The sequence below is a fragment of the Vibrio sp. 2304 genome (assembly GCF_033339475.1).
GTDB lineage: Bacteria > Pseudomonadota > Gammaproteobacteria > Enterobacterales > Vibrionaceae > Vibrio > Vibrio alginolyticus.
In genome coordinates, this window is sequence record NZ_JAWOUQ010000005.1 from 248,582 (window position 1) to 273,143 (window position 24,562).

At 45.5% G+C, this 24,562-nt stretch carries 18 protein-coding genes and 1 pseudogene; 9 read left to right on the forward strand and 10 right to left on the reverse strand.

What is annotated here, in order from left to right; translation table 11 throughout:
- Positions 1–43: 43 nt before the first annotated feature.
- The gene (mrcB, locus tag R7P64_RS12500) at positions 44–2,416 is read right to left on the reverse strand and encodes a penicillin-binding protein 1B (protein ID WP_017820402.1); all 2,373 of its coding nucleotides are present in this window, start codon (positions 2,414–2,416) and stop codon (positions 44–46) included.
- Positions 2,409–4,877 (reverse strand): ATP-dependent helicase HrpB, encoded by a 2,469-nt coding sequence (gene hrpB, locus R7P64_RS12505; RefSeq protein ID WP_262580002.1) that lies wholly within the window; start codon positions 4,875–4,877, stop codon positions 2,409–2,411. Before hrpB ends, mrcB begins: the two co-directional genes overlap by 8 nt.
- Positions 4,878–4,943: 66 nt before the next feature.
- Between hrpB and sfsA the strand changes: the two genes are divergently transcribed.
- The 7 genes from sfsA to panC all read left to right on the forward strand — a co-directional run bounded on the left by sfsA (position 4,944) and on the right by panC (position 10,890).
- On the forward strand, positions 4,944–5,660 hold the full coding sequence (gene sfsA, locus R7P64_RS12510; RefSeq protein WP_005380023.1) for a DNA/RNA nuclease SfsA: 717 nt from the start codon (positions 4,944–4,946) through the stop codon (positions 5,658–5,660).
- Between the two features lie 136 nt (positions 5,661–5,796).
- On the forward strand, positions 5,797–6,243 hold the full coding sequence (gene dksA / locus R7P64_RS12515) for an RNA polymerase-binding protein DksA (protein WP_005386584.1): 447 nt from the start codon (positions 5,797–5,799) through the stop codon (positions 6,241–6,243).
- A gap of 95 nt (positions 6,244–6,338) precedes the next feature.
- Positions 6,339–7,202 (forward strand): tRNA glutamyl-Q(34) synthetase GluQRS, encoded by an 864-nt coding sequence (gluQRS, locus tag R7P64_RS12520; protein ID WP_149192419.1) that lies wholly within the window; start codon positions 6,339–6,341, stop codon positions 7,200–7,202.
- A 102-nt stretch (positions 7,203–7,304) separates the two neighbouring features.
- Positions 7,305–8,672 (forward strand): polynucleotide adenylyltransferase PcnB, encoded by a 1,368-nt coding sequence (gene pcnB / locus R7P64_RS12525; protein ID WP_005386589.1) that lies wholly within the window; start codon positions 7,305–7,307, stop codon positions 8,670–8,672.
- Positions 8,669–9,154, forward strand: coding sequence for a 2-amino-4-hydroxy-6-hydroxymethyldihydropteridine diphosphokinase (folK, locus tag R7P64_RS12530; RefSeq protein WP_005380007.1), 486 nt, complete (start codon positions 8,669–8,671; stop codon positions 9,152–9,154). Before pcnB ends, folK begins: the two co-directional genes overlap by 4 nt.
- A 24-nt stretch (positions 9,155–9,178) precedes the next feature.
- Positions 9,179–9,973 carry a 3-methyl-2-oxobutanoate hydroxymethyltransferase gene (panB, locus tag R7P64_RS12535; protein ID WP_318123573.1) on the forward strand — a complete coding sequence of 265 codons (795 nt, stop codon included), beginning with the start codon at positions 9,179–9,181 and terminating at the stop codon, positions 9,971–9,973.
- An 11-nt stretch (positions 9,974–9,984) separates the two neighbouring features.
- Positions 9,985–10,890 carry a pantoate--beta-alanine ligase gene (panC, locus tag R7P64_RS12540; RefSeq protein ID WP_005380005.1) on the forward strand — a complete coding sequence of 302 codons (906 nt, stop codon included), beginning with the start codon at positions 9,985–9,987 and terminating at the stop codon, positions 10,888–10,890.
- A 54-nt stretch (positions 10,891–10,944) separates the two neighbouring features.
- Here panC and R7P64_RS12545 read toward each other — a convergent pair.
- The 4 genes and pseudogenes from R7P64_RS12545 to R7P64_RS12560 form a co-directional block, all read right to left on the reverse strand.
- Positions 10,945–11,875: pseudogene (locus tag R7P64_RS12545) on the reverse strand (Kdo(2)-lipid IV(A) acyltransferase).
- Between the two features lie 127 nt (positions 11,876–12,002).
- Positions 12,003–12,773 carry an ABC transporter permease gene (locus tag R7P64_RS12550; protein WP_256895663.1) on the reverse strand — a complete coding sequence of 257 codons (771 nt, stop codon included), beginning with the start codon at positions 12,771–12,773 and terminating at the stop codon, positions 12,003–12,005.
- Positions 12,774–13,691, reverse strand: a complete 918-nt coding sequence (locus tag R7P64_RS12555; protein ID WP_005380000.1) for an ABC transporter ATP-binding protein — start codon at positions 13,689–13,691, stop codon at positions 12,774–12,776.
- A gap of 250 nt (positions 13,692–13,941) precedes the next feature.
- Positions 13,942–15,612 (reverse strand): SulP family inorganic anion transporter, encoded by a 1,671-nt coding sequence (locus R7P64_RS12560; protein WP_005379997.1) that lies wholly within the window; start codon positions 15,610–15,612, stop codon positions 13,942–13,944.
- Positions 15,613–15,893: 281 nt separating this feature from the next.
- Between R7P64_RS12560 and can the strand changes: the two genes are divergently transcribed.
- Complete coding sequence (gene can, locus R7P64_RS12565) at positions 15,894–16,562, forward strand: carbonate dehydratase (protein ID WP_005379996.1); 669 nt, start codon at positions 15,894–15,896, stop codon at positions 16,560–16,562.
- A 77-nt stretch (positions 16,563–16,639) separates the two neighbouring features.
- On the opposite strand, the gene hpt is transcribed toward can, so the two are convergent.
- On the reverse strand, positions 16,640–17,170 hold the full coding sequence (gene hpt, locus R7P64_RS12570) for a hypoxanthine phosphoribosyltransferase (RefSeq protein WP_005379995.1): 531 nt from the start codon (positions 17,168–17,170) through the stop codon (positions 16,640–16,642).
- Between the two features lie 319 nt (positions 17,171–17,489).
- Here hpt and opaR point away from each other — a divergent pair, with 319 nt between their 5' ends.
- Positions 17,490–18,104 carry a transcriptional regulator OpaR gene (gene opaR / locus R7P64_RS12575; RefSeq protein ID WP_005379994.1) on the forward strand — a complete coding sequence of 205 codons (615 nt, stop codon included), beginning with the start codon at positions 17,490–17,492 and terminating at the stop codon, positions 18,102–18,104.
- Between the two features lie 145 nt (positions 18,105–18,249).
- Here the strand turns inward: opaR and lpdA are convergent, their stop codons facing one another.
- The 3 genes from lpdA to aceE all read right to left on the reverse strand — a co-directional run bounded on the left by lpdA (position 18,250) and on the right by aceE (position 24,526).
- Positions 18,250–19,677 carry a dihydrolipoyl dehydrogenase gene (gene lpdA / locus R7P64_RS12580; RefSeq protein WP_005379993.1) on the reverse strand — a complete coding sequence of 476 codons (1,428 nt, stop codon included), beginning with the start codon at positions 19,675–19,677 and terminating at the stop codon, positions 18,250–18,252.
- Positions 19,678–19,944: 267 nt separating this feature from the next.
- Positions 19,945–21,843 (reverse strand): pyruvate dehydrogenase complex dihydrolipoyllysine-residue acetyltransferase, encoded by a 1,899-nt coding sequence (aceF, locus tag R7P64_RS12585; protein ID WP_256895665.1) that lies wholly within the window; start codon positions 21,841–21,843, stop codon positions 19,945–19,947.
- Positions 21,844–21,862: 19 nt separating this feature from the next.
- Entirely contained in the window at positions 21,863–24,526 is a 2,664-nt protein-coding gene (gene aceE, locus R7P64_RS12590) for a pyruvate dehydrogenase (acetyl-transferring), homodimeric type (RefSeq protein ID WP_005386612.1), read from the reverse strand.
- Positions 24,527–24,562: the final 36 nt, after the last annotated feature.

Here is a 24,562-nt window from a genome sequence, read left to right on the forward strand (position 1 = left end):
GAATTAATCAGATAAACAAGCTAATGTTGTTGATTTGGCGATGCTACCAATCAAATATGCTATTTAACCAGTTTGATTTCTTCTCACACTGTTGCTTTATCTGACCGGTTTTATCCCAAACCGGCAGTTTGTAATCACTACGGCAGTTCATTTCTAAACCTCCATCAGATGTAGGCTTGAACCCTAATGTGGTGATTTCTCTTGGCCATGGGAGCTCTAAGCGCTCAGGAATACGCTGCTTCAAGTACTCTGCGTACACTCGTAATGCACCACTCGACCCCGTTAGATTCACGGGTTTATTATCGTCGCGGCCTAGCCAAATTGTCGTCACCTCACGACCATCAACACCGACAAACCAACTATCGCGGTTGTCATTACTGGTACCCGTTTTTCCTGCCAATGCAGCCCAACCAAACTGGCTTTGTAAGAAGCGGCCAGTGCCTTGAGCAACCCCTTGTTTCATCGCGTAGGTCGTTAGCCATGCAGCTTGTTCATCCACGGCTCTTGATGAACGAGGCAAGGATTGATACAGCACATTACCTTCCATATCCATGACTGAGCGCAGAGCGGTCAGTTTTGCACGCTTACCTGAATTTGTCAGAGTCTGATACATCTGTGCAACTTCGAATGGCGTCAAAGAAAACGAACCCAAAAACATCGAAGGCACTGGGCGAATTTCGTCTTTGTTCACGCCCAAACGCTCTAAAGTATTGGAGACTTCAGGAATGCCAAGTGCCATACCTAAGCGCACGGTTGGTACGTTGAGTGATTTCGCTAAAGCAATGTAAAGTGGTACATCACCACGATATTTTCTATCGTAGTTGCGCGGCGTCCACACGTTACCTTTACTGCTCTTCAGACTTAACGGCGTGTCGTGTAGCGTCGTGCCTAGGTTGTATTTATCCGGTTGTTCTAGAGCCGTTAAGTAAATCGCTGGTTTCACTAAAGAACCAATTGGACGACTGGCATTGAGCGCGCGGTTAAAGCCTTCATAACCGACACGTTTACCACCAACCATCGCACGGATTTCACCACTATGGCGATCAACGGCCACAGCAGCGGCTTCTAACTCTTTACCACCCCGTTTAGCTAGTTCTGGGATCTTTTTCGCGATAGCTTGTTCCATTTTGCTTTGCGATACTGGGTCCAGAGACGTAAATACGCGCAGTCCGGTCTCTGCTTTAAATCGCTCCCCAACTTTTTCTTTTAATTCAATGCTCAATTGTTGGAAATAAGCTGGCTGACGGCTCGCAATACGTGGCTTGCTTTGCGTATCGAGTGGACGACTTACAGCTTGTTCATACTGCTCTGAAGTCAACATGTTTTGCTGCATTAACAGGCGCAGAACGAGATCACGACGCTCTTTCGTTCTCTCAGGGTAACGAATTGGGTTGTAGTAAGACGGTCCTTTTACCATCCCAACTAACATCGCCAGTTGATCGATTCGCAACTCCTGAATTGGCTGCCCAAAATAGTAACGCGACGCCAAGCCAAACCCGTGGATCGCTTCACCTCCACTTTGACCTAGGTACACTTCGTTTAGGTAGGCTTCTAAAATACGATCTTTGCTGTAACGGTAATCCAAAATTAGCGCGATATACGCTTCTCGAACTTTACGCCACAGTGTTTTATCACGAGTCAAAAACAGGTTTTTTGCCAATTGCTGAGTCAGCGTACTACCACCTTGAACAGTACGACCCGCCTTAATGTTCGCAACCAATGCACGTGCAATCGCGAGCGGTGACACCCCGTCATGTTGATAAAAATCCCGGTCTTCGGTCGCAAGCAGTGCATCCACCAAAATTTCAGGGAACTGATCACGACGTAAGAAAAGGCGCTGTTCATCACGGTCTTTCTCCAGCATGCCCAACATCTTCGGTTCTAGGCGCAAGTAACCAAGGTCTCCTCGAGATTCTAAAGACTGAATACGTTGCAAACCGGAATCAGAGAAATGCAGCATAATGTGACGATCTGGCTCAGGACCATCGGCAAACTCGAATGGACGACGAATCAATTCAATCCGAGTGGAAGAAGAGGAATATTCGCCTGGGTAACGAGGTTGACTCACTTTACGGTAATTCAACACATCTAGCTCGTTGCGCAGTTCTTGGATGGTGATATTCTCACCAGGGCTTAGATTCAAGATACGGGCATAAACCACCGTTGGCAGCTCAAACAGCTGGCCTTCAAAGCGTTCTTTCACCACACTATCTAAGTAAATCCCAACAAACAGCAAAACAGCGGCAAGTGCAACGCCAGCTTTCCAGCTAAACGACCACAGAACTTTCAACCACGAACGTTTCTCGTTAGTCGGCTTTTTACTCGGCGTACGTCGAGTCTGTTTTGCGGCTCCTTTATTGGTTGTACTTTTCTTCGCTGGCGCTTTTTTCGCGCTAGGCTTCTTGCTGTCAGTCATTATTCAATTGTCTTTTTGTTTTCGTTGTTGCTACATGATTGGCAGGATCATCTGGCCAAACGTGTTTTGGGTAGCGCCCTTTCATCTCTTTTTGAACGTCTTTGTAGCTTCCGTTCCAGAAAGCCGCCAAGTCCGACGTTACTTGCAATGGACGTTGTGCCGGTGAAAGCAGTTCAAGCACCAAACGCTTGCGGCCAAGAGCCACCGTTGGGGAACCACTCTCCCCAAATACTTCTTGCATACGCACCGATAATATCGGCTCATGGCCATATTGGTAACGGATACGCTTCTTTGAACCTGTGGGCAGTTGGTAATGCTCAGGTAACCATTCATCCAGTTGTTGATTGAGTGGCCAACCTAATCGAGCATTAAGCGCTTCGACCAAGTTTATCTTGCTCAGGTCTTTAACCGAACTGACAGACGTCATGTATGGTTCTAACCACTCCTCTAATGAATCCAGCAAACTGACTTCATCAAACATTGGCCATGACTGCTCAGGTAACCATTCCACCGCACAACGAATCCGAGCTAACAAGCTCTCCGCTGCCGGTGTCCAGTTTAGACTCTGTAAGCCCTGGCGGCGGACATACGTGAGTAAAGCTTGTGTCATTTTTTCTTTGCCCGGGCTTGGCAACGGCTCGCGTTCAACGACCAGCAGACCGAGTTTTGTTTGTCGCTCAGCTATTAGGCGGCCTCTTTTTTCATCCCAGTCCACTACTTCTTCAGACGAAAATAGCGTATCAAAGGTCGTTCGCAATATATTGACATCCAATTCACATGCCGAATGAATTTGACTTGAATTAGAATGAGAACGCATTAAGTCAACGGCAACCAAATACTCACAGCCACCTAGCATGTCTTCCTGACGACATTCTGCACCATGACCATTAGCCAAAGTAAATCGCCCAAATTGATTTGTGCGCTGCTGTGCAATGCGATCTGGAAATGCCAAACTTAACACCAGCGGTAATGCATCTTCATCCACGCCTTTCAGGTCAAATACCGTATCCAATTTGTACGCCAGAGATTGAGCACGCTTGAACAACATCGACTTTTTTGGATGAGTACCAACAAGCCAACGATGCAAGCTATAAGCGATATTGGTAACATTTCTCTCTGGCTCTTCAATCAGTGCGACCGCCGCCAAAGCAGCATTTAACATCTTATCACTGTAAGATTGCGCTTTAATTAGCATCGCAGCCGCACGAGGCTCAACGCCTAGTTCATGCGCCTGTTTTCCTTCGGACGTTAATTGCCCTTTTTCCGTCAGTAGTCCCAATGACACCAATAGCTGCTTCGCTTGTTCCAATGACGCATTAGCGGGAACATCAAGCCACTTTAGATCGTGGATATCACTCGCTCCCCAAAAGGCAAGCTCCATAACTAAACTAGCTAAATCGGAATGCAAAATTTCGGGTTGGGGAACCAGCGGTTGCTGCTTGAACTGGTTTTCAGAATAAAGACGAACACAAATGCCCTCTTCTATTCGTCCCGCTCGTCCTGCACGCTGAATCGCTGAAGACTGTGCAATGCGTGTTTGCTCTAAGCGTGTTAAACCGTTTTTCAAATCAAAGCGGGCAACACGCTCTAACCCAGAATCAACGACGAGGCGAATGCCTTCAATCGTTAGTGAAGTTTCTGCAATGTTGGTCGCTAGAACGACTTTACGCTTACCTTGTTCTGCTGGCGTAATCGCTTTTTGTTGATCTGCAAAACTCAGTTGACCATAAAGTGGGCATACGTCGATATCATCCGCTAAATGAGACAACCGCTCTTCAACTTGTTTTATGGCACCAACACCCGGTAGGAAAGCTAACAAAGATCCAGACTCTTTGTTCATAAGACTTTCTATTGTTTTTGCCATACTCGTAGGTAAATGCTCGTTCACACCTAACGGCTGGTAGCGCATTGCCACATCAAAGCTCCGCCCTTCAGATTCAATGTAACGGGCTTCCGGCAACAACGATTGTAATGCTTGTTGGTCAAGCGTTGCCGACATTACCACCAGCTTGAGATCGTCTCGCAATGCCTCTTGAACTTCTAAACTGAATGCCAAAGCGGTATCAGCATGAATGCTGCGTTCATGAAACTCATCAAAGATCAGTAGATCAACCCCATCCAGTTCAGGGTCAGTTTGAATCATCCGAGTCATGATCCCTTCGGTTACGATCTCCAGCTGCGTTGCTGAGCTTACCTTTGCCTCACCACGGACTCGATAACCCACGCGTTGACCAACTTGTTCTCCCAATTGCTCAGCAAGATAACGGGCAATGTTACGCGCCGCGAGTCGTCTTGGCTCAAGCATGATGATTTTTCCAGCAACCGAATGATTTAAGAGTAACTGCAAAGGGAAGTAAGTCGACTTACCGGCACCAGGCGCCGCTTTTACGATCACTTGATGTTGATTTTTGACCGCCGTCAGCAACTCAGGCATCACGGCTTCAATCGGCAATTGTGACAAAGGAAATACCTTATGGTGTAATGATGGCAACATTGTACATAAAAAATTTTTTGTCTAAATAAGCAAATGCATTTCACACCCGCTTTAGAGTCCGCCACTCTACTCAAACGCTATAAACGCTTTCTTGCCGATATCGAGCTCGATACTGGTGAAATCCGTACAATCCACTGCGCAAATACAGGTGCAATGACGGGTTGTGCAACACCCGGAAACAAAGTTTGGTTTTCTACTTCCGACAACCCGAAACGAAAATACCCCAATAGTTGGGAGTTGAGTGAGACCGAACAAGGCCACCGTATTTGCATCAACACCGCGCGTGCCAATCAATTAGCCGTAGAGGCTATTGAAAATAATGTCATTTCAGAGCTTTATGGTTATGACACACTTCAAACTGAGGTGAAATACGGTAATGAAAATAGCCGAATTGATATCTTGCTCAGCGCAGACGACAAGCCAAAGTGCTATATAGAAGTGAAAAGCGTCACTCTTCTTGATGAGACCGACTCTACTGGACAAGGATACTTCCCAGATGCGGTCACGACTCGGGGACAAAAACACCTGAGAGAGCTCACAGAAATGGCACAAAATGGAAGTAGGGCCATACTTTTATTCACTGTTTTACATTCAGGTATTGAAAAAGTATCCGCGGCGCACCATATAGACGCGAAATATTCACTATTACTCAAACAAGCACAAGACGCTGGAGTGGAAGTTCTCTGCTACAAAGCTGAACTGAGCGATACTGGAATGAAGCTGATTTCCGCTATTGATTTTATCAATTAAGAGAAAAAATGATGTCGTCTTCACATTGACGATAACTTTGCGATTCAGTATTTGCTTGCACCGCCTCTTTTTGCTATAGATACCCGCCTTAAATTGACTGCGTAGCAGTTGACTAGGTGTAAGTAGGAGATGCTGTATGCCAGAATCAAAGAAGAAAACGATAGGCATCCTAGCCATTGCCGGCGTGGAGCCATATCAGGAAAAACCTGGTGAAGAGTACATGTCACCAGAGCAGGTTGAACACTTTACGAAAATCTTAACAGCTTGGCGCGACCAGCTAAGAGCTGAAGTGGATCGTACTGTTCACCACATGCAGGACGAAGCAGCAAACTTCCCAGATCCAGTTGACCGCGCCTCTCAAGAGGAGGAGTTCAGCCTAGAACTGCGTAACCGTGACCGCGAACGCCGTTTGATCAAGAAGATTGAAAAGACTTTGGATAAAATCAAAGAAGACGATTTTGGCTTCTGTGAGTCTTGTGGCGTAGAGATTGGCGTTCGCCGTCTTGAAGCACGTCCAACCGCTGACCTTTGTATTGACTGTAAAACACTTGCAGAAATCAAAGAGAAGCAAATGCAAGGTTAATCACCCAGCATTATGATTGTTGAAGGGAGCTCAGGCTCCCTTTTTGTTTTGGCTATCTTCGCACCCTATTTGTTTACTAAATTCGAGATACACGCATGACACGCTATGTAGGTCGATTCGCCCCATCTCCTTCTGGTCCACTGCATTTTGGTTCACTGATTGCCGCTCTTGGCAGTTATTTTCAAGCGAAAGCACAAAACGGAGCTTGGTTAGTACGTATTGAGGACTTAGACCCACCAAGAGAAATGCCAGGTGCAGCGCAACTTATCCTAGAGGCACTCAAGGCCTATCAGCTGCATTGGGATGGAGAAGTGGTATACCAGAGCGAACGTCACGACCTTTACCAAGCTCAAATAAACAAATGGCTCGAAAATGGAGAAGCCTATTATTGCCAATGTACTCGTAAGCAAATTAAAGAGCATGGCGGTTTTTATCCTGGCACTTGCCGCGATAAAAACTTGAAAGAAGGCGCGATTCGCCTAAAAATGACCAAGTCTGTCGCTCATTTCCTCGACCAAAAGCGGGGAACCATTACTATTCCAGAGCAACTCGTTAATGAAGATTTCATTATTAAACGTCGAGATGGATTATTTGCTTATAATCTTGCGGTAGTATTGGACGACATCGACCAAGGCGTCACAGAAGTCGTGCGAGGTGCAGACTTAATCGAGCCGACAGGGCGTCAAATTAGCCTGTACCAAATACTTGGTCAGCCTGAAGTTAGCTACTTGCATTTACCATTGGCGATGGACAACAACGGCAATAAATTGTCGAAACAAAATCACGCGACGGCTATTGATATAGATACACCAAAACCTACTCTATTGCGCGCCATGACATTTTTAGGTTTCGAGATACCTGAAACCGTAAGGGCGGCCAACATAGAAGATATTCTTCGTTGGGGCTGCGAAAACTGGCGGTTGGAACAGCTTCCAGCAGAGATCGAGATCACACCGTGATTCTCAAATGGCATTGTGTAGGCTATCATTAGCCGCAAATTAGGCCCTAGAGGCGTATAAAACTAACCAAAGCAAGATTGGATTAAACCCAGTTATTGCCAGATGCACATGAATACAAACGACTATACACCAAGCGAACCTGCCACAATTCCAGAGCTCGCTCTCAATGTAATAACTCGTGAAGAGCACAACATTTCGCGTAAGCAGATCAGTGATAATGCGCTGAAGGTACTGTACCGCCTAAATGGTGCTGGTTTCGATGCTTTTCTTGTGGGTGGCGGGGTTCGAGACTTACTGCTTGGACAAAAACCAAAAGATTTTGACATTGCGACCAACGCAACGCCGGAACAGATCAAACAGCTATTTCGTAACTGCCGTTTGATTGGTCGCCGCTTCCGCTTGGCTCATATTATGTTTGGCCGAGACATCATTGAGGTTGCGACATTCCGTGGTCACCACCAAGAGCAAAAGAATAAGAGCATTTCTCAGCAATCAAAAGAGGGTATGCTGCTGCGTGACAACGTCTACGGCACCATCGATGAAGATGCTGAGCGCCGTGATTTCACGATTAACTCGATGTACTACAACATCGCAGATTACTCGATTCACGACTACGCACGTGGTATTGAAGATTTAGAAGATCGCCTAATTCGACTGATTGGTGATCCAGAAACACGCTACCGTGAAGACCCTGTGCGCATGCTGCGTGCGGTTCGTTTCGCGGTAAAACTAGACTTTGATATTGAAGAAGACACCGCAGCGCCAATCGAACACATGGCACCGTTGCTCGGTGACATTCCGTCAGCGCGTCTTTTTGAAGAGTCACTCAAATTATTGCAATCCGGTCATGGCTTAGAAACCTACCACCTACTGCGTGAGTACAACCTATTCCAGCAACTATTCCCGACGATTGCAGCGCACTTTACAGAAGATTACTCCTCTCACACTGAGCAGATGTTGGATCTTGTCCTAGATTCTACCGACATGCGCATCGAAGATGGGAAACGCATCAATCCAGCATTTATGTTTGCTGCAATGCTGTGGTACCCACTGTGTGCGAAAGCCGATGAACTGATGGAAGAGCGCAACTTAGGCCATTACGACGCCATTATGGAAGCGAGCAACATCATTCTTGACGAGCAAGTTCGCACAATTGCCATTCCAAGACGCCACACCGCAACCATTCGCGAGATTTGGCAGTTACAGCTTCGTCTTCCACGACGTAACGGTAAACGTGCATTCCGTCTTATGGAGCTCAATAAATTTAGAGCTGGCTTTGATTTTCTTGAAATGCGCGGTGAAATTGAAGGTGGTGACACTCAGAAGCTTGCCAAGTGGTGGGAAACTTTTCAAAATGCAGGCCGAGAAATGCGTCAAGCAATGGCTGCCGACTTAGACGGTCAATCACCGAAAACAGGCCAACGCCGCCGTAAAACTTATCGCAAGAAAAAGAGTAAGCCCAAATCATGATTACAGCGTACATTGCGGTAGGCAGTAACTTGGCTGATCCTGTCAGCCAAGCGAAGCAAGCGATTGAAGCATTAAAAACGCTGCCTAAATCAGAGTTTGTTCAAGCTTCTTCGCTATACAGCAGCACGCCAATGGGGCCACAAAACCAACCGGATTACATCAATGCGGTTGTGTCTATTAACACCAGTTTGACGCCTATTGAATTGCTCAATTGCACACAAGCTATAGAGCAAGAACAAGGGCGTGTCCGTAAAGACGAACGCTGGGGACCAAGAACCTTGGACCTCGACATTGTGCTTTATGGCAATGAGGTGATTAATTCCGAGAGGCTGATCGTTCCTCATTATGGAATGAAAGAGCGTGAATTCGTACTCTACCCTCTTGCGGAAATTGCACCAAGTTTACAACTCCCTGATGGGACCGAGGTCTCTAAACTACTGGAACAAGTAGATAGAAACGGCCTCAGTATCTGGCAGTCATAGCCAACTCCTAGTAAGGATAAAACCATGAAAAAAATGACCATCAACGACCTAATCAAGTGGAAGCAAGAAGGTCGTAAATTTGCTACTTCAACCGCTTATGATGCGAGCTTTGCCCAACTGTTTGAAAGCCAAGAAATGCCAGTACTTCTTGTCGGTGATTCTCTAGGTATGGTTTTGCAAGGTCACAACGATACTCTGCCAGTAACGGTCGATGATATCGCTTACCATACTCGTTGCGTACGCGCTGGTAGCCCAAATTGTTTGTTGATGGCAGACATGCCATTCATGAGCTACACCACGCCAGAGCAAGCTTGCGAAAATGCGGCTAAACTGATGCGTGCTGGTGCCAATATGGTAAAAATTGAAGGTGGTGACTGGCTTGTCGACACGGTGAAAATGCTCACTGAACGATCAGTTCCAGTTTGTGCTCATCTTGGTTTAACTCCTCAAGCTGTTAATATTTTTGGTGGTTACAAAATCCAAGGTCGCGAGCAAGAAAAAGCAGACCGCATGGTAAAAGACGCATTAGCGCTGCAAGAAGCAGGCGCTCAAATCGTCTTACTAGAATGCGTACCAGCTGAGCTTGCTGAACGTATTACGCAAGTGCTTGACGTTCCTGTTATCGGTATTGGTGCAGGTAACGTAACAGATGGTCAAATTCTCGTAATGCATGATATGTTTGGTATTTCTGCCAACTACATGCCGAAATTCTCCAAAAACTTTCTTGCTGAAACAGGTGATATGCGCAAAGCCGTTACTAAATACATTGAAGATGTAGCCAACGGTGTATTCCCAGACGACGCTCATACCATTGCCTAGAGGATAAATGCATGCAAACTTTTGCGGAAATCTCAGCAGTTCGTGAACACCTTAAAACCTTTAAACGTGAAGGTCGTAAAGTGGCGTTTGTCCCTACCATGGGCAACCTTCACGAAGGCCACTTAACTTTAGTGCGTAAAGCACGCGAATACGCTGATATCGTTGTCGTAAGCATCTTTGTTAATCCGATGCAGTTTGATCGTGCAGACGATTTAAATAATTACCCACGCACGCTAGAGGAAGACTTAAGCAAGTTAACCTCTGAAGGGGTCGATGTGGTATTTACGCCAACACCAGAAGTTATCTACCCAGAAGGTCTGGATAAGCAAACCTTCGTCGATGTCCCTGGCCTATCAACAATTCTCGAAGGCGCGTCTCGACCAGGTCATTTCCGTGGCGTGACGACGATTGTGAATAAGCTGTTTAACATCGTACAACCGGATGTCGCGTGCTTCGGCGAGAAGGACTTCCAACAACTTGCGGTTATCCGCAAGATGGTTGATGACCTAGCAATGGACATTGAAATCATCGGTGTACCAACCGTACGTGAAATGGACGGTTTAGCAATGAGTTCACGCAATGGCTTGCTTACGCTGGACGAGCGTCAACGTGCTCCTGTACTTGCTCGTACAATGCGTTGGATCAGTAGTGCCATTCGCGGTGGCCGCGATGACTACGCATCGATCATCGAAGATGCAAGCGACCAACTTCGAGCTGCAGGTCTGCACCCTGATGAGATCTTCATTCGTGATGCTCGTACATTACAAGTGATCACACCAGAAACGACACAAGCTGTCATTCTGATGTCTGCGTTCCTAGGCAAGGCTCGTCTTATCGATAACCAAACGGTAGATATGGTTGTCGAAGCGAAGGAAGAAGCTGAATCTAACAATACAAACTCAGAGAGCGCAGAGTAAGCTCTGAGTCATAAAAGTAAAAAGGTCGACTCTTAAGTCGACCTTTTTTATACTCTACGTATAGACGCAATCTAACCCTTCAGGGCGAGTTTTAAACCGCTTGTGCAGCCACATCCACGCTGGAATATCACGTTTTATCATTTTCTCAAGCTCTTGGTTCAAGATGCTTGCCGCTTTAACCGCATTACGTCTCTCGAAACACTCGCTAATGTCTTTTCCAATGTACAGCGTGTAATGGTGATTTTTTACTCACTGTAACGCCAGATATAACCGCGCACTTTGTTGCATCAATGAGAACACTAGACCCGACGGTACTCGCCGCTTGTTCAACAGCAAAAAACGGCGCAAAAACAGAATGGTTAACGCCATAATCATGGTCGGGCAAATACCAAAGTCGATGACCACTCTTCAGAACTTTGATCATTGATTTCACGTCTTTTCGATCAATCATTTGATGTCCAAAACGAGTTCGACCTCGATGTTGAATAAACTCATAAGCAGGATTCGAATTTGGGCGATAAACGCCATAACCTTGGGCAAACCGGCTAAAAATACGAGCGGTTATCTCCAAGTTTAAATGGTGACTGCACACCACCAACACACCACGTCCATTCTTTTCCTCAGCGAGTAAACGATCTTTTCCAACAATAGAGGTTATCCGACGTATCCGCCAATCTGGCCAAAACCAGGCGATACCGGTTTCGATGATCGCCATTCCAGTATATTGAAAGTTTTTTCGTACTACGTCCTTACATTGCCAATCCGTAAAATCAGGGAAACACAGCTGGAGATTACGCAGAGCGATCTTGTGTCGGCGCTTCATTACATGCATCGCAATACAGCCGATGCTTCTACCTAAGATTCGTAATACTACGTATGGCAGTACATTAACAAGAATCGCTAAAGATCCAAATGCCAGCCATACAGACCAATATTTGGGCTTAAGTAATTGATAGGAGAAAGGCGGCGGCGGGACAATATTCATAGGATCACTCATTTATTACAAATGATTGAAACCTACCATGATAAAAACCGAAAAATTGTATGGGTATGTATTGTTATGCACGCGAAAGAGCAGCATGAGTCGCTGCTCTTTGCTTTATGAGAATGGCTTAGCTTCTTAGGCCAATCCCTTTGGTTACTAGGTAATGCGCAATGGCATATAGTGCAACAACAAACACTGCAAGTACACTAAATGAAGTGACAATGCCCACATCCGAGACACCTAAAAAGCCGTAGCGGAACGCATTCACCATGTAGACGATTGGGTTGATCTTAGAAACGCCTTGCCAAAATTCAGGCAGCAGACTGATCGAATAAAAGACTCCTCCCAAGTAAGTTAAAGGAGTCAATACAAACGTAGGGATGATCGAAATATCATCAAACGTTTTTGCGTAAACCGCATTGATCAAGCCACCGAGAGCAAATACAACCGAAGTCATGAAGACAGTCGCGACAATAATGCCCCAGTGCTCCACGTGCAAATCAACGAACAAAAGTGACACACAAGTAACAATTGCACCGACCAACAAACCTCGAGTCACGCCGCCCATCACATAGCCAGCAATAATCACATAGTTTGGTACCGGTGCCACCAGCAGTTCTTCAATATTCTTCTGTAGCTTTGCACTAAAGAATGACGACGCCACGTTCGAGTATGAGTTAGTGATCACCGACATCATGATCAAACCTGGAACAATGTACTCCATGTAACTAAAGCCGCTCATCTCACCAATTCGAGAGCCAATAAGATTGCCGAAAATGATGAAGTACAACGTCATCGTAATGGCTGGCGGCACTAAGGTTTGCACCCAAATACGTGTAAAACGAGTGACTTCTTTGCTCAGCAAGCTGCGAAATGCCGTCCAATATAAACCGTACATTTAATTACTCCCCTCTCTTACAATGCTGACAAACAACTCTTCAAGTCGGTTGGCTTTGTTACGCATTGAGAGAACTTTAATGCCATGCTCTGTTAACTGACTGAATACCGAATTCAATCCTTGGCTTTTATCTAGTTCTATCTCTAAAGAGCCATCAACAATACTTTGTCGATTAACACCTTCAAGCTCAGGCACCTCGACTTCTGACTCAATATCCAAGATAAATGTCTCGACGCTTAGCTTACCTAGTAACGCCTTCATGGTGGTATTTTCAATCAGCTCACCACGATTAATAATGCCGATATTTCGACACAGCATCTCCGCTTCTTCTAGGTAGTGTGTCGTTAAAATAATCGTAATTCCTTGCTCTTGGTTGATCTCTTTCAGAAACCCCCACATTGAGCGGCGTAGTTCAATATCCACTCCAGCCGTTGGTTCATCTAAAATGAGTAATTGCGGCTCGTGCATCAAAGCTCTTGCGATCATTAAACGACGCTTCATCCCACCGGATAGGTTACGAGCACGCTCTTGGCGTTTTTCCCATAAATCCAATTTTTTCAGGTATTTTTCTGCTCTTTCTTTGGCTAACACTTTAGACACACCGTAATAGCCAGCTTGCTGCATCACAATTTGCTCAACGGTTTCAAACTGGTTGAAGTTGAACTCTTGTGGCACCAAGCCTAAATTCTGCTTGGCCAATTCGAGGTCGGTATCAATGTCATAACCGAAAACTTTCGTCGTTCCGGAGGTTTTATTCACTAAGGAGGAGATGATGCCAATCGTGGTCGATTTTCCTGCACCATTGGGACCCAGAAGCGCGTAGAAGTCACCCTTTTTCACTTGGAGACTTATACCTTTTAACGCCTCAAAGCCACCTGCATACGTCTTGCGCAGTTGTTCAATTTCTAATGCGTACATAAGGTCTTGATTGCCGTTTGTTTGTGATTACTAATACCGACTCATATTTAGCAGCGGTTTACTACAAAATCGCCTTGGGTATCGTATTGGAGGTCCATCAGTTTATCGTTGAATGACGATGATTACAAATAAACCTTTCGATAATATTGGAAATATAACCCTTACCTCGTAAAGGTTATCTCTGAGTAAGACAAAATAGAGCATAAAAAAACGCAACAGGACACTGTTGCGTTTTTAACTGTCAGAATGATTACGCCGTTATGCGCTGATACTGGTCTGCCTCAACATGTGCCACCGCCGCATTCAATGCTTCGTAACGGAATTGGTACATATTTTCATCAGGCACAAGGTCAATCACATGGAATTTCTCTAGCTGTTCTCGTGTTCGCTCATTCGGGCATAATAAATACACGGCACAATTGGCATCGAGAGCATCCTTAATCGCATTCTCTAACGCCAAACCGACGGTCACATCAATCATTGGTACATCCGTAAGATCGAGAATCATCACGTCATAGTCCGAAATACTAGAGTGCTGACGTGAAATGGCTTTAGAAACACTAAAGATCATCGGACCGGAAAGATAAAAGAACAGCACTTTACCATTAGCACGATCCAACAAACCACGCTCGCTGTCAGTCAGCGGCACATCATCTTCATCCGCGTCGCTGATCGCTTTTACTTGTCGCGCCTGCTCTCGGCTCAAACGCTCGATGATGATAATGTTCGAGATAAAGACGCCTAAACCCACCGCAACGATAAGATCAACGAATACTGTAAGCAACATAACGCCATACATCACCGCCATTCCGGAAAAGCTTACCTTATGTGCCCTCTGAATAAAGCTCCAGTCTAGGATGTTAAAGCCAACATACACCGCAATGCCTGCTAACACAGCCATCGGGATTGGCTCTGTTAACCCGCCAGCAACCAGTACAACCAACGCCAACATTAGTGCACGAATCACACCAGATAATGGCGAACGAGCCCCAACTTGGATATTCGTTACCGTCCCCATGGTAGCCCCCGCCCCCGGCAGCGCACCAAACAAGCCTGAGATCATGTTAGCTAACCCTTGACCTCGCAGCTCTTTATCTGAGTCGTGTTCTTTACGAGTTAATGAGTCACCGATAACCGCCGTTAACAAAGTATCAATACAACCTAATGTGCCGAGCACTAATGCATCAATGACCATCTCGACAAACATATCTGTGTCAATATAAGGGGCGACGAGAGAAGGTAACCCAGCAGGAATTTCACCGATACGACGAATATCTTCTGTATCAAAGAGAATCACAGACAATAAAGTCACCGCGACCAATGCCACGAGCTGTGCAGGAACGTATTTACGATATTGCTTAGGGAAGAAAAAAAGAATCCCCAAAGTCAGTAGTCCCAAAAACAACTCACTGAACTTAAGGTTAGAAATGGTCTCCGGCAAAGCAGATAACGTTCCGAGTACTCCCCCTGAAGGCGCAGCATGCCCCATCAAAGGCGATAACTGCAGAATGATAAGAATCACACCAATGCCAGACATAAACCCGGAAATAACGCTATAAGGCATTAAGGTAACGTATTTACCCAGTTTTAACGTCCCCAATAGGATTTGGAACGCGCCAGCCATCATGACAACCGTGAAAGTCATAGCCATGCCCGTTTCTGGGTATTTCGCCATCATACTGGTTAATACTGCGGTCATGATTACCGTCATTGGCCCTGTCGGTTCTGATATTAACGTATTAGAACCACCAAATAACGAGGCAAACAAACCGACCATTATTGCTCCCCAAAGGCCGGCCTCAGCACCGGCTCCGGATGCAACACCAAACGCTAACGCCAGAGGGAGAGAGATAATCGCCGTGGTTACCCCGCCAAATACATCCCCTTTGAAATTGATATCTTCAAAACGACTACCGAACACTGCTGATTTTCCCTGCATTCAATTTTAAAAAGTAAAATATCACTACTTTAACGAGCTAGGCGAAAATTTAAACCATAAATAGATTAAGGCTAAATTCACACCACAAATAGTTTCACCAGATTTTACTTTTTTCTTAATGAAAACTAGTCAGATGAGTCCTATCTGACGAATATTTAACGAGATCGAAATTGTAACATTGTGTATAGTTACAACACTGATCGCTTGCATGTGCACACAAACAGCGGCAGCGATTTTGTCTTTTAAGGGAAGTAGTTTGCAAAATGCCGGAAATAAAACAGTTATTTGAAAACAATTCGAAATGGTCTCAAGAGATCAAATCTGATCGACCTGAATACTTCGCAAAACTCGCTGAGGGGCAAAAGCCTGATTTTCTTTGGATTGGCTGCTCTGATAGCCGCGTCCCTGCCGAGCGACTAACCGGACTATACTCAGGTGAACTCTTTGTTCATCGGAATGTTGCAAACCAAGTTATCCATACTGATCTCAACTGTCTATCCGTCGTCCAGTACGCCGTAGACGTTCTTAAGGTTAAACACATCATTGTCTGTGGACACTATGGATGTGGTGGCGTAAATGCAGCCATTGATAACCCTAAGCTAGGTCTTATTAATAATTGGCTGTTACATATCAGAGATATTTATTTCAAACACCGCACTTACCTAGATCAAATGCCGCAACAAGATCGAGCGGATAAACTAGGCGAGCTTAATGTTGCAGAACAAGTGTACAACTTGGGTAACTCAACCATCCTGCAAAACGCTTGGGAGCGTGGGCAAGATGTTGAAATTCATGGTGTGGTATACGGAATTGAAGATGGTCGCTTAGAGTACTTAGGCATTCGTTCTAACTCTAAGGAAACCGTAGAAGCGTCTTACCAGAAAGCTCTTTCGACGATTCTAAATACAGACAACAAGCTGCTTTGTCGCTAAGTCATATCTAAAAACTGGACAAAAAACGCCCATCTAAGATGGGCGTTTTTTTATATTTTTAATGCTGAACTCAATGATTATTCTTGAGGTACAACTTTACCGATGTATGGTAAGTGGCGGTATTTCTGCGCGTAATCAATACCCACACCAACGACAAACTCATCTGGGATTTCGAAACCAATCCAATCCACAGGAACATTCACTTCACGACGAGATGGCTTATCTAGGAGCGTACAAATCGCGATAGACTTCGGCTCACGTAGCGAAAGAATCTCACGGATTTTATTTAGTGTGTTACCAGTGTCAATGATGTCTTCAACAAGCAGAATGTCTTTACCTTTGATGTCATCATCCAAATCTTTCAAGATACGAACGTCACGTGAGCTTTCCATCGTGTTGCCGTAGCTTGACGCTGTCATAAAATCAACTTGGTGAGTCAGTTCGATAGCACGTGCCAAGTCTGCCATAAATACAAATGAGCCACGCAATAAGCCTACCAACACAAGATCTTCACTACCTTGATAACGCTCTGTAATTTGTTTGCCTAATTCACGAACTCGCTCCTGAACTTCTTGCTCAGAAATCATGACTTCTATTGTATGTTTCATACTGTGCTCAATCTAAATTTGTGGGTTGAGGTAAGTCGCACGCAAACGATCACCTAATCTTACGGCGTGTAGTGTATCACCACGTTCATTGGGTTGAAAGTCGCATCCTGTTGCCAAAAAATCTTGGAAGAAGGTCTTAGTTTTATAAAGTTCATAGCTAAATTTATCAATAATAATGACATTACTGTATATAAATTGTTCTACAGATGTTGACCTTGTGCATATGCACCATTACACTCATCACTGCTTTAAGCAACTATTAAAATAATCAATTAGGGGGTTACCCCCAATATCAACTCAAATGGCAAGGAAAATGGATATGGACTCAATTGCAAAGAGACCTAGAACTAGGCTTTCTCCAATTAAGCGTAAGCAACAGTTAATGGAAATCGCATTGGAAGTATTTGCGCGCCGCGGCATCGGTCGTGGTGGTCACGCAGATATCGCAGAAATTGCTCAAGTTTCTGTGGCGACTGTTTTTAACTACTTCCCTACACGCGAAGACTTGGTGGATGAAGTTCTCAATCACGTCGTACGTCAGTTCTCAAACTTCCTATCGGATAACATAGACCTAGACTTACATGCACGTGAAAACATCGCCAATATTACTAATGCGATGATCGAGCTTGTCAGCCAAGACTGTCACTGGCTAAAAGTATGGTTCGAGTGGAGTGCTTCAACACGTGATGAAGTATGGCCATTGTTTGTTTCAACTAACCGTACTAACCAGTTGCTGGTACAAAACATGTTCATTAAAGCAATTGAACGCGGTGAGGTGTGTGACCAGCACGATTCAGAACACTTGGCAAACCTGTTCCACGGTATTTGTTACTCACTGTTTGTCCAAGCGAACCGCGCTAAAGGTGAAGCGGAACTGAAACATCTAGTGAATTCATACTTAGATATGCTTTGCATTTACAACCGTGAACACTAAAGCTTAACTAGTAATATATGTCAGCCCACCGTTTGGTGGGCTTTTTATTGTCTGCTGTCAGCTAAGCACACATTTATATTCCTATGTAACAAGCATAAAAAAACCGCTGCAATGCAGCGGCTTCTATCATTCAGTCAGAAAAAGCTTACTTCTTCTTAACTGCTTTTTTGTTTGGCAGGTCAGTGATTGAACCTTCAAATACTTCAGCAGCTAGACCTACAGACTCGTGTAGAGTTGGGTGAGCGTGGATAGTCAGAGCGATATCTTCTGCATCACAGCCCATCTCAATTGCAAGGCCGATTTCACCAAGTAGTTCACCACCGTTAGTACCAACGATAGCACCACCGATTACGCGGTGAGTTTCTTTGTCGAAGATTAGCTTAGTCATACCGTCTGCACAGTCAGATGCGATTGCACGACCTGATGCTGCCCATGGGAATGTTGCTACTTCGTACTTGATGCCTTCTTCTTTCGCTTCTTTTTCAGTCTTACCAACCCAAGCCACTTCTGGCTCAGTGTACGCAATTGAAGGGATAACTTTAGGGTCAAAGTAGTGCTTCTTACCAGAGATAACTTCAGCAGCTACGTGACCTTCATGCACACCTTTGTGAGCAAGCATTGGTTGACCAACGATATCACCGATCGCGAAGATGTGAGGAACGTTAGTACGCATTTGCTTATCAACGTTGATGAAGCCGCGCTCGTCAATTTCTAGACCCGCTTTTTCACCGTCGATTAGCTTACCATTTGGTACACGACCGATAGCAACTAGAACCGCATCGTAACGCTCAGCTTCAGCTGGCGCTTTCTTGCCTTCCATTGAAACGTAGATACCGTCTTCTTTTGCTTCAACTGCTGTTACTTTCGTTTCTAGCATTAGCTTGAACTTGTCTTTGATACGCTTAGTAAATACTTTCACGATATCTTTGTCTGCTGCAGGAATTACCTGGTCAAACATTTCAACAACTTCAACTTTAGAACCTAGAGAGTGGTAAACCGTACCCATTTCTAGACCGATGATACCACCGCCCATGATAAGCAGTTTTTCTGGCACTTCTTTTAGTTCTAGAGCGTCAGTAGAGTCCCAAATACGTGGGTCTTCATGCGGGATAAATGGCAGTTTGATTGGACGAGAACCAGCCGCAACGATTGCGTTGTCAAAGTTAACAACTGTTGGCTCACCTTCGCCTTCTACAAGGATAGAGTTAGGGCCAGTGAACTTACCGTAACCGTTAACTACTGTTACGTTACGCATCTTAGCCATACCGCTTAGGCCGCCAGTTAGTTGGTTAACAACTTTTTCTTTCCAGATGCGGATTTTGCTGATGTCTGTTTGAGGCTCACCGAACACAACGCCGTGGTCAGCCATCGCTTTCGCTTCTTCAATTACTTTAGAAACGTGAAGCAGTGCTTTAGATGGGATACAACCCACGTTCAGACATACACCGCCAAGCGTGCTGTAACGTTCAACTAGTACAGTTTCAAGACCTAAGTCCGCACAACGGAATGCAGCGGAGTAACCAGCAGGACCAGAACCAAGTACAACAACTTGGGCTTTAATTTCTTTGCTCATTTTGACCTCTTGTAGTCATTATCCCTAACAGGCTGAGTGGGTATCGATTTTTTATGTTTAAGAGAGATTTGTTTTAAACAGTTATTTTCAGACCGCTAACAGTTTACAGAGATGTTAATGGTGTGAAAAGTAAATCAATTTAGCCTGTGAGCTAGACAACAATTCGATTGTGAAAACCCTGAACGAAGCAAGGCTGATAACCAAATTGTCGGTAATTATGATTAGCAGAGGCGGCTAAGTTGCCGCCTCTCATTCATCTAATTTCTATTACAGAACTAGACGACGAATGTCAGATAGACATGAGTTTAGGTAAGTGATGAAGCGCGCACCTTCAGCACCATCGATCACACGGTGGTCGTATGATAGAGACAGTGGAAGTTGTAGACGCGGTTCGAACTCTTTACCGTTCCATACCGGTTTCATTTCTGACTTAGACACACCTAGGATACCAACTTCTGGTGCGTTTACGATTGGAGTAAACGCCGTACCGCCGATACCGCCTAGGCTAGAGATAGTGAAACAGCCACCTTGCATGTCAGCCGCAGTTAGCTTACCAGCACGTGCTTTCTTAGAAACCGCCATTAGCTCTTCAGATAGCTCGTAGATGCCTTTCTTGTTCACGTCTTTAAATACAGGAACAACTAGACCGTTTGGTGTATCTACCGCGATACCAACATTCACGTATTTCTTCAGGATTAGGCTCTCACCGTCTTCTGATAGAGAAGAGTTGAACGCTGGGAACGCTTCAAGCGCTTTAGCTACCGCTTTCATGATGAACACAAGTGGTGTGATCTTCATTCCAGTGTCTTTCTTCGCTTCAATCGCGTTTTGCTCTTTACGGAATGCTTCAAGAGCCGTGATGTCTGCGTTATCCCACTGTGTAACGTGCGGGATCATTACCCAGTTACGGTGTAGGTTTGCGCCAGAGATCTTCTTAATGCGAGATAGCGGTTGAACTTCTGTCTCACCAAACTTGCTGAAGTCCACTTTTGGCCATGGTAGTAGACCAAGAGCCGCGCCGTCGCCTTTGCCAGATGCTGCTGCACCTGCGCCAGACTCAAGACGCTTAAGTGCATCTTTCACGTAAGCTTGAACGTCTTCTTTTAGGATACGGCTCTTACGACCAGAACCTTTAACCTTAGAAAGATTAACGCCAAATTCACGCGCTAGACGACGAACAACTGGAGACGCGTGAGCGTACTCATCGTTTTCTTTGAAATCGCCAGTCGCTGCTGGAGCTGCTGCCGCTGGAGCTTCTGCTTTAGGAGCCGGAGCTGCAGGTGCTGCCGCTTGAGCTGGAGCTGAAGCTGCTGCAGGAGCAGGTGCTGCACCCGCCACTTCGAATACCATGATTAGTGAGCCAGTAGACACTTTGTCGCCAGCTGCAATCTTGATTTCTTTAACTGTGCCAGCGAATGGTGCAGGAACTTCCATAGAAGCTTTGTCACCTTCAACAGTGATTAGAGATTGCTCTTCTTCCACTGTGTCGCCAACCGCAACCATGATCTCAGTAACTTCAACTTCGTCGCCGCCGATATCTGGAACGTTCACTTCTTTTGCCGCAGACGCTGCTGGAGCTGCTGCCGCAGGAGCTTCAGCTGCCGCTGGTGCTGCTGGAGCGCCTGAACCTGCTGTTTCGAATACCATGATAAGTGAGCCAGTCGATACTTTATCGCCTGCTGCAACTTTGATCTCTTTTAGAGTACCTGCGAATGGCGCTGGAACTTCCATAGAAGCTTTGTCGCCTTCAACAGTTAGAAGAGATTGCTCTTCTTCGATGCTGTCGCCAACGGCAACCATGATTTCAGTAACTTCTACTTCATCACCACCGATGTCTGGTACGTGAACTTCTTTTAGTTCTGCCGCTGCTGCTGGAGCTGGAGCTGCTGCTGGAGCTGCTTCTGCCGCAGGAGCAGGTGCAGCGTCAGCTGCACCCTCGGCTTCGAAAATCATGATTAGAGAACCAGTAGAAACCTTGTCGCCTTCTGCAACTTTGATTTCTTTAACGATACCCGCTTGAGAAGCAGGAACTTCCATAGAAGCTTTATCGCCTTCAACTGTGATCAGAGATTGCTCTTCTTCAACCTTGTCGCCAACGCTTACAAGAATCTCAGTAACTTCAACCTCATCCGCACCGATGTCTGGTACATTAATTTCGATTGCCATTTCTTATCTACCTTCTTAATTAAGCGTATAGCGGGTTTGTTTTCTCTGTGTCGATGTCGAATTTCTTAATTGCTTCTGCAACTACAGATTTCTCAACTTCGCCACGTTTCGCTAGTTCAGTTAGCGCTGCTACTACTACGTAACCTGCGTTCACTTCGAAGTGACGACGTAGGTTTTCACGGCTGTCTGAACGACCGAAGCCATCAGTACCAAGAACTTTGAAAGACTCAGCAGGAATGTATGCACGAACCTGCTCTGCGTAGTTCTTCATGTAGTCAGTTGCTGCGATAGCAGGTTCAGTACCCATTACTGTTTGGATGTAAGGTACTTTCGCTTCCGCTTCTGGGTGAAGCATGTTGAAACGCTCTGCATCTTGGCCATCGCGAGTTAGTTCGTTGAATGACGTTACAGAGTAAACATCAGAAGCAACACCGTAATCTTCGCTTAGGATTTGAGCTGCTTTACGTACTTCATTCATGATAGTACCAGAGCTCATTAGCTGAACTTTCGCTTTGTCGCCCGTGTAAGTTTCTAGCTTGTAGATACCTTTACGGATGCCTTCTTCAGCGCCTTCTGGCATTGCTGGCATTGCGTAGTTTTCGTTCATTAGCGTTAGGTAGTAGAACACGTTTTCTTGTTCTGGACCGTACATGCGACGGATACCGTCTTGCATGATTACTGCTACTTCGTACGCGAATGTTGGGTCGTAAGAAATACAGTTAGGAACCGTACCCGCCAAAATGTGCGAGTGGCCGTCTTCGTGCTGTAGACCTTCACCGTTCAACGTTGTACGACCCGCAGTTGCACCTAGTAGGAAACCACGTGCTTGTTGGTCACCAGCCATCCACGCCATGTCGCCAACACGTTGGAAGCCGAACATTGAGTAGTAGATGTAGAACGGGATCATTGGTAGGTCGTTTGTCGAGTATGAAGTCGCAGCAGCAACCCATGAAGACATAGCACCTAGCTCGTTGATACCTTCTTGTAGAACCTGACCTGAAGTCGCTTCTTTGTAGTAAGAAACAACGCCACGGTCTTCTGGTGTGTAAGTTTGACCGTGCGGGTTGTAGATACCGATTTGACGGAACAGACCTTCCATACCGAATGTACGTGCTTCGTCAGCAATGATAGGAACGATGTTCTTACCAATGTTCTTGTTCTTAAGTAGAACGTTTAGTGCACGTACGAATGCCATAGTAGAAGAGATATCACGCTTCTGTTCTTCTAGTAGTGGCTTGAATTCTTCTAGCTCAGGAACGATGAATTCTTGAGTGAATTTTGGTAGACGCTGTGGCGTGTAGCCGTGTAGCGCTTTACGACGAGCGTGTAGGTATTCGTACTCTTTTGAACCTTCTTCAAGTTTCAGGTACGGAAGTTCTTTCACTGCTTCGTCAGTTAGGATGTCTTGAAGACCTAGACGGTCACGTAGGTGTAGTACGTGAGTCATGTCCATCTTCTTAACTTGGTGCGCGATGTTCTTACCTTCAGCCGCTTCACCCATGCCGTAACCTTTAACAGTCTTAGCTAGGATTACTGTTGGACGACCTTTAGTTTCTGCCGCGTTTTTGTATGCCGCGTATAGCTTAGAAGACTCGTGACCACCACGCTTAAGTGCGAAGATTTCGTCATCAGTCATGTCAGCAACAAGTGCAGCTGTCTCTGGGTACTTACCAAAGAAGTGCTCACGTACGTACGCGCCATCTTTAGATTTGAATGTTTGGTAGTCGCCGTCGATCGTTTCATTCATAAGCTGTAGAAGCTTACCAGTCGTATCTTTAGCTAGTAGTGAATCCCAGTTGTTACCCCAGATTACCTTCACTACGTTCCAACCAGCACCTTTGAACAGACCTTCAAGTTCTTGAATGATCTTACCGTTACCCATTACAGGGCCATCTAGACGCTGTAGGTTACAGTTGATTAGGAAACATAGGTTGTCTAGTTTCTCACGCGCAGCGAAAGAGATAGCACCACGTGATTCTGGCTCATCCATCTCACCGTCACCTAGGAACGCGTAAACGCGCTGCTCTGAAGTATCTTTAAGACCACGGCCTTCTAGGTACTTAAGGAAACGAGCTTGGTAGATAGAAGCGATTGGACCTAGGCCCATCGATACTGTCGGGAACTGCCAGAATTCAGGCATCAGTTTAGGGTGCGGGTATGAAGGAATACCTTTGCCGTCTACTTCTTGACGGAAGTTGTCTAGCTGCTCTTCAGTTAGACGACCTTCAACGAATGCACGTGAGTAGATACCTGGTGAAATGTGACCTTGGTAGTAAACTAGGTCGCCACCATCCTTCTCGTTTGGTGCACGGAAGAAGTGGTTGAAACATGTCTCGTAGAACGCAGCAGAAGACTGGAAAGACGCCATGTGGCCGCCTAGCTCTAGGTCTTTCTTAGATGCACGTAGAACGATCATGATAGCGTTCCAACGAATAATTGAGCGAATACGACGCTCAAGTGTTGTGTCACCTGGGTATGCTGGTTCTTGGTCTGCAGGAATCGTGTTGATGTAGTTAGTTGTGATACCTGTTGGCATATCAACACCGTCTAGACGTGCTTTATCTAGAACTTGCTCTAATAGGAATTGAGCACGCTCTAGACCTTCTTCACGTACAACTGACTCAAGCGCTTGTAGCCATTCTTGAGTTTCCAGTGCATCTACGTCATGCTTCATATCAGACATGGCGATCTATCCTTCTGTTGGTTGGATCTACTTATT

What these genes read in the sequence shown, in the direction of transcription:
- pcnB (WP_005386589.1), top strand. Translation starts at nt 7,305, where the DNA reads ATGCACATGAATACAAACGACTATACACCAAGCGAACCTGCCACAATT.
- R7P64_RS12555 (WP_005380000.1), bottom strand. Translation starts at nt 13,691, where the DNA reads ATGTACGCATTAGAAATTGAACAACTGCGCAAGACGTATGCAGGTGGC.
- mrcB (WP_017820402.1), bottom strand. Translation starts at nt 2,416, where the DNA reads ATGACTGACAGCAAGAAGCCTAGCGCGAAAAAAGCGCCAGCGAAGAAA.
- aceE (WP_005386612.1), bottom strand. Translation starts at nt 24,526, where the DNA reads ATGTCTGATATGAAGCATGACGTAGATGCACTGGAAACTCAAGAATGG.
- sfsA (WP_005380023.1), top strand. Translation starts at nt 4,944, where the DNA reads ATGCATTTCACACCCGCTTTAGAGTCCGCCACTCTACTCAAACGCTAT.
- dksA (WP_005386584.1), top strand. Translation starts at nt 5,797, where the DNA reads ATGCCAGAATCAAAGAAGAAAACGATAGGCATCCTAGCCATTGCCGGC.
- opaR (WP_005379994.1), top strand. Translation starts at nt 17,490, where the DNA reads ATGGACTCAATTGCAAAGAGACCTAGAACTAGGCTTTCTCCAATTAAG.
- gluQRS (WP_149192419.1), top strand. Translation starts at nt 6,339, where the DNA reads ATGACACGCTATGTAGGTCGATTCGCCCCATCTCCTTCTGGTCCACTG.
- hpt (WP_005379995.1), bottom strand. Translation starts at nt 17,170, where the DNA reads ATGAAACATACAATAGAAGTCATGATTTCTGAGCAAGAAGTTCAGGAG.
- panB (WP_318123573.1), top strand. Translation starts at nt 9,179, where the DNA reads ATGAAAAAAATGACCATCAACGACCTAATCAAGTGGAAGCAAGAAGGT.
- folK (WP_005380007.1), top strand. Translation starts at nt 8,669, where the DNA reads ATGATTACAGCGTACATTGCGGTAGGCAGTAACTTGGCTGATCCTGTC.
- R7P64_RS12550 (WP_256895663.1), bottom strand. Translation starts at nt 12,773, where the DNA reads ATGTACGGTTTATATTGGACGGCATTTCGCAGCTTGCTGAGCAAAGAA.
- aceF (WP_256895665.1), bottom strand. Translation starts at nt 21,843, where the DNA reads ATGGCAATCGAAATTAATGTACCAGACATCGGTGCGGATGAGGTTGAA.
- lpdA (WP_005379993.1), bottom strand. Translation starts at nt 19,677, where the DNA reads ATGAGCAAAGAAATTAAAGCCCAAGTTGTTGTACTTGGTTCTGGTCCT.
- panC (WP_005380005.1), top strand. Translation starts at nt 9,985, where the DNA reads ATGCAAACTTTTGCGGAAATCTCAGCAGTTCGTGAACACCTTAAAACC.
- can (WP_005379996.1), top strand. Translation starts at nt 15,894, where the DNA reads ATGCCGGAAATAAAACAGTTATTTGAAAACAATTCGAAATGGTCTCAA.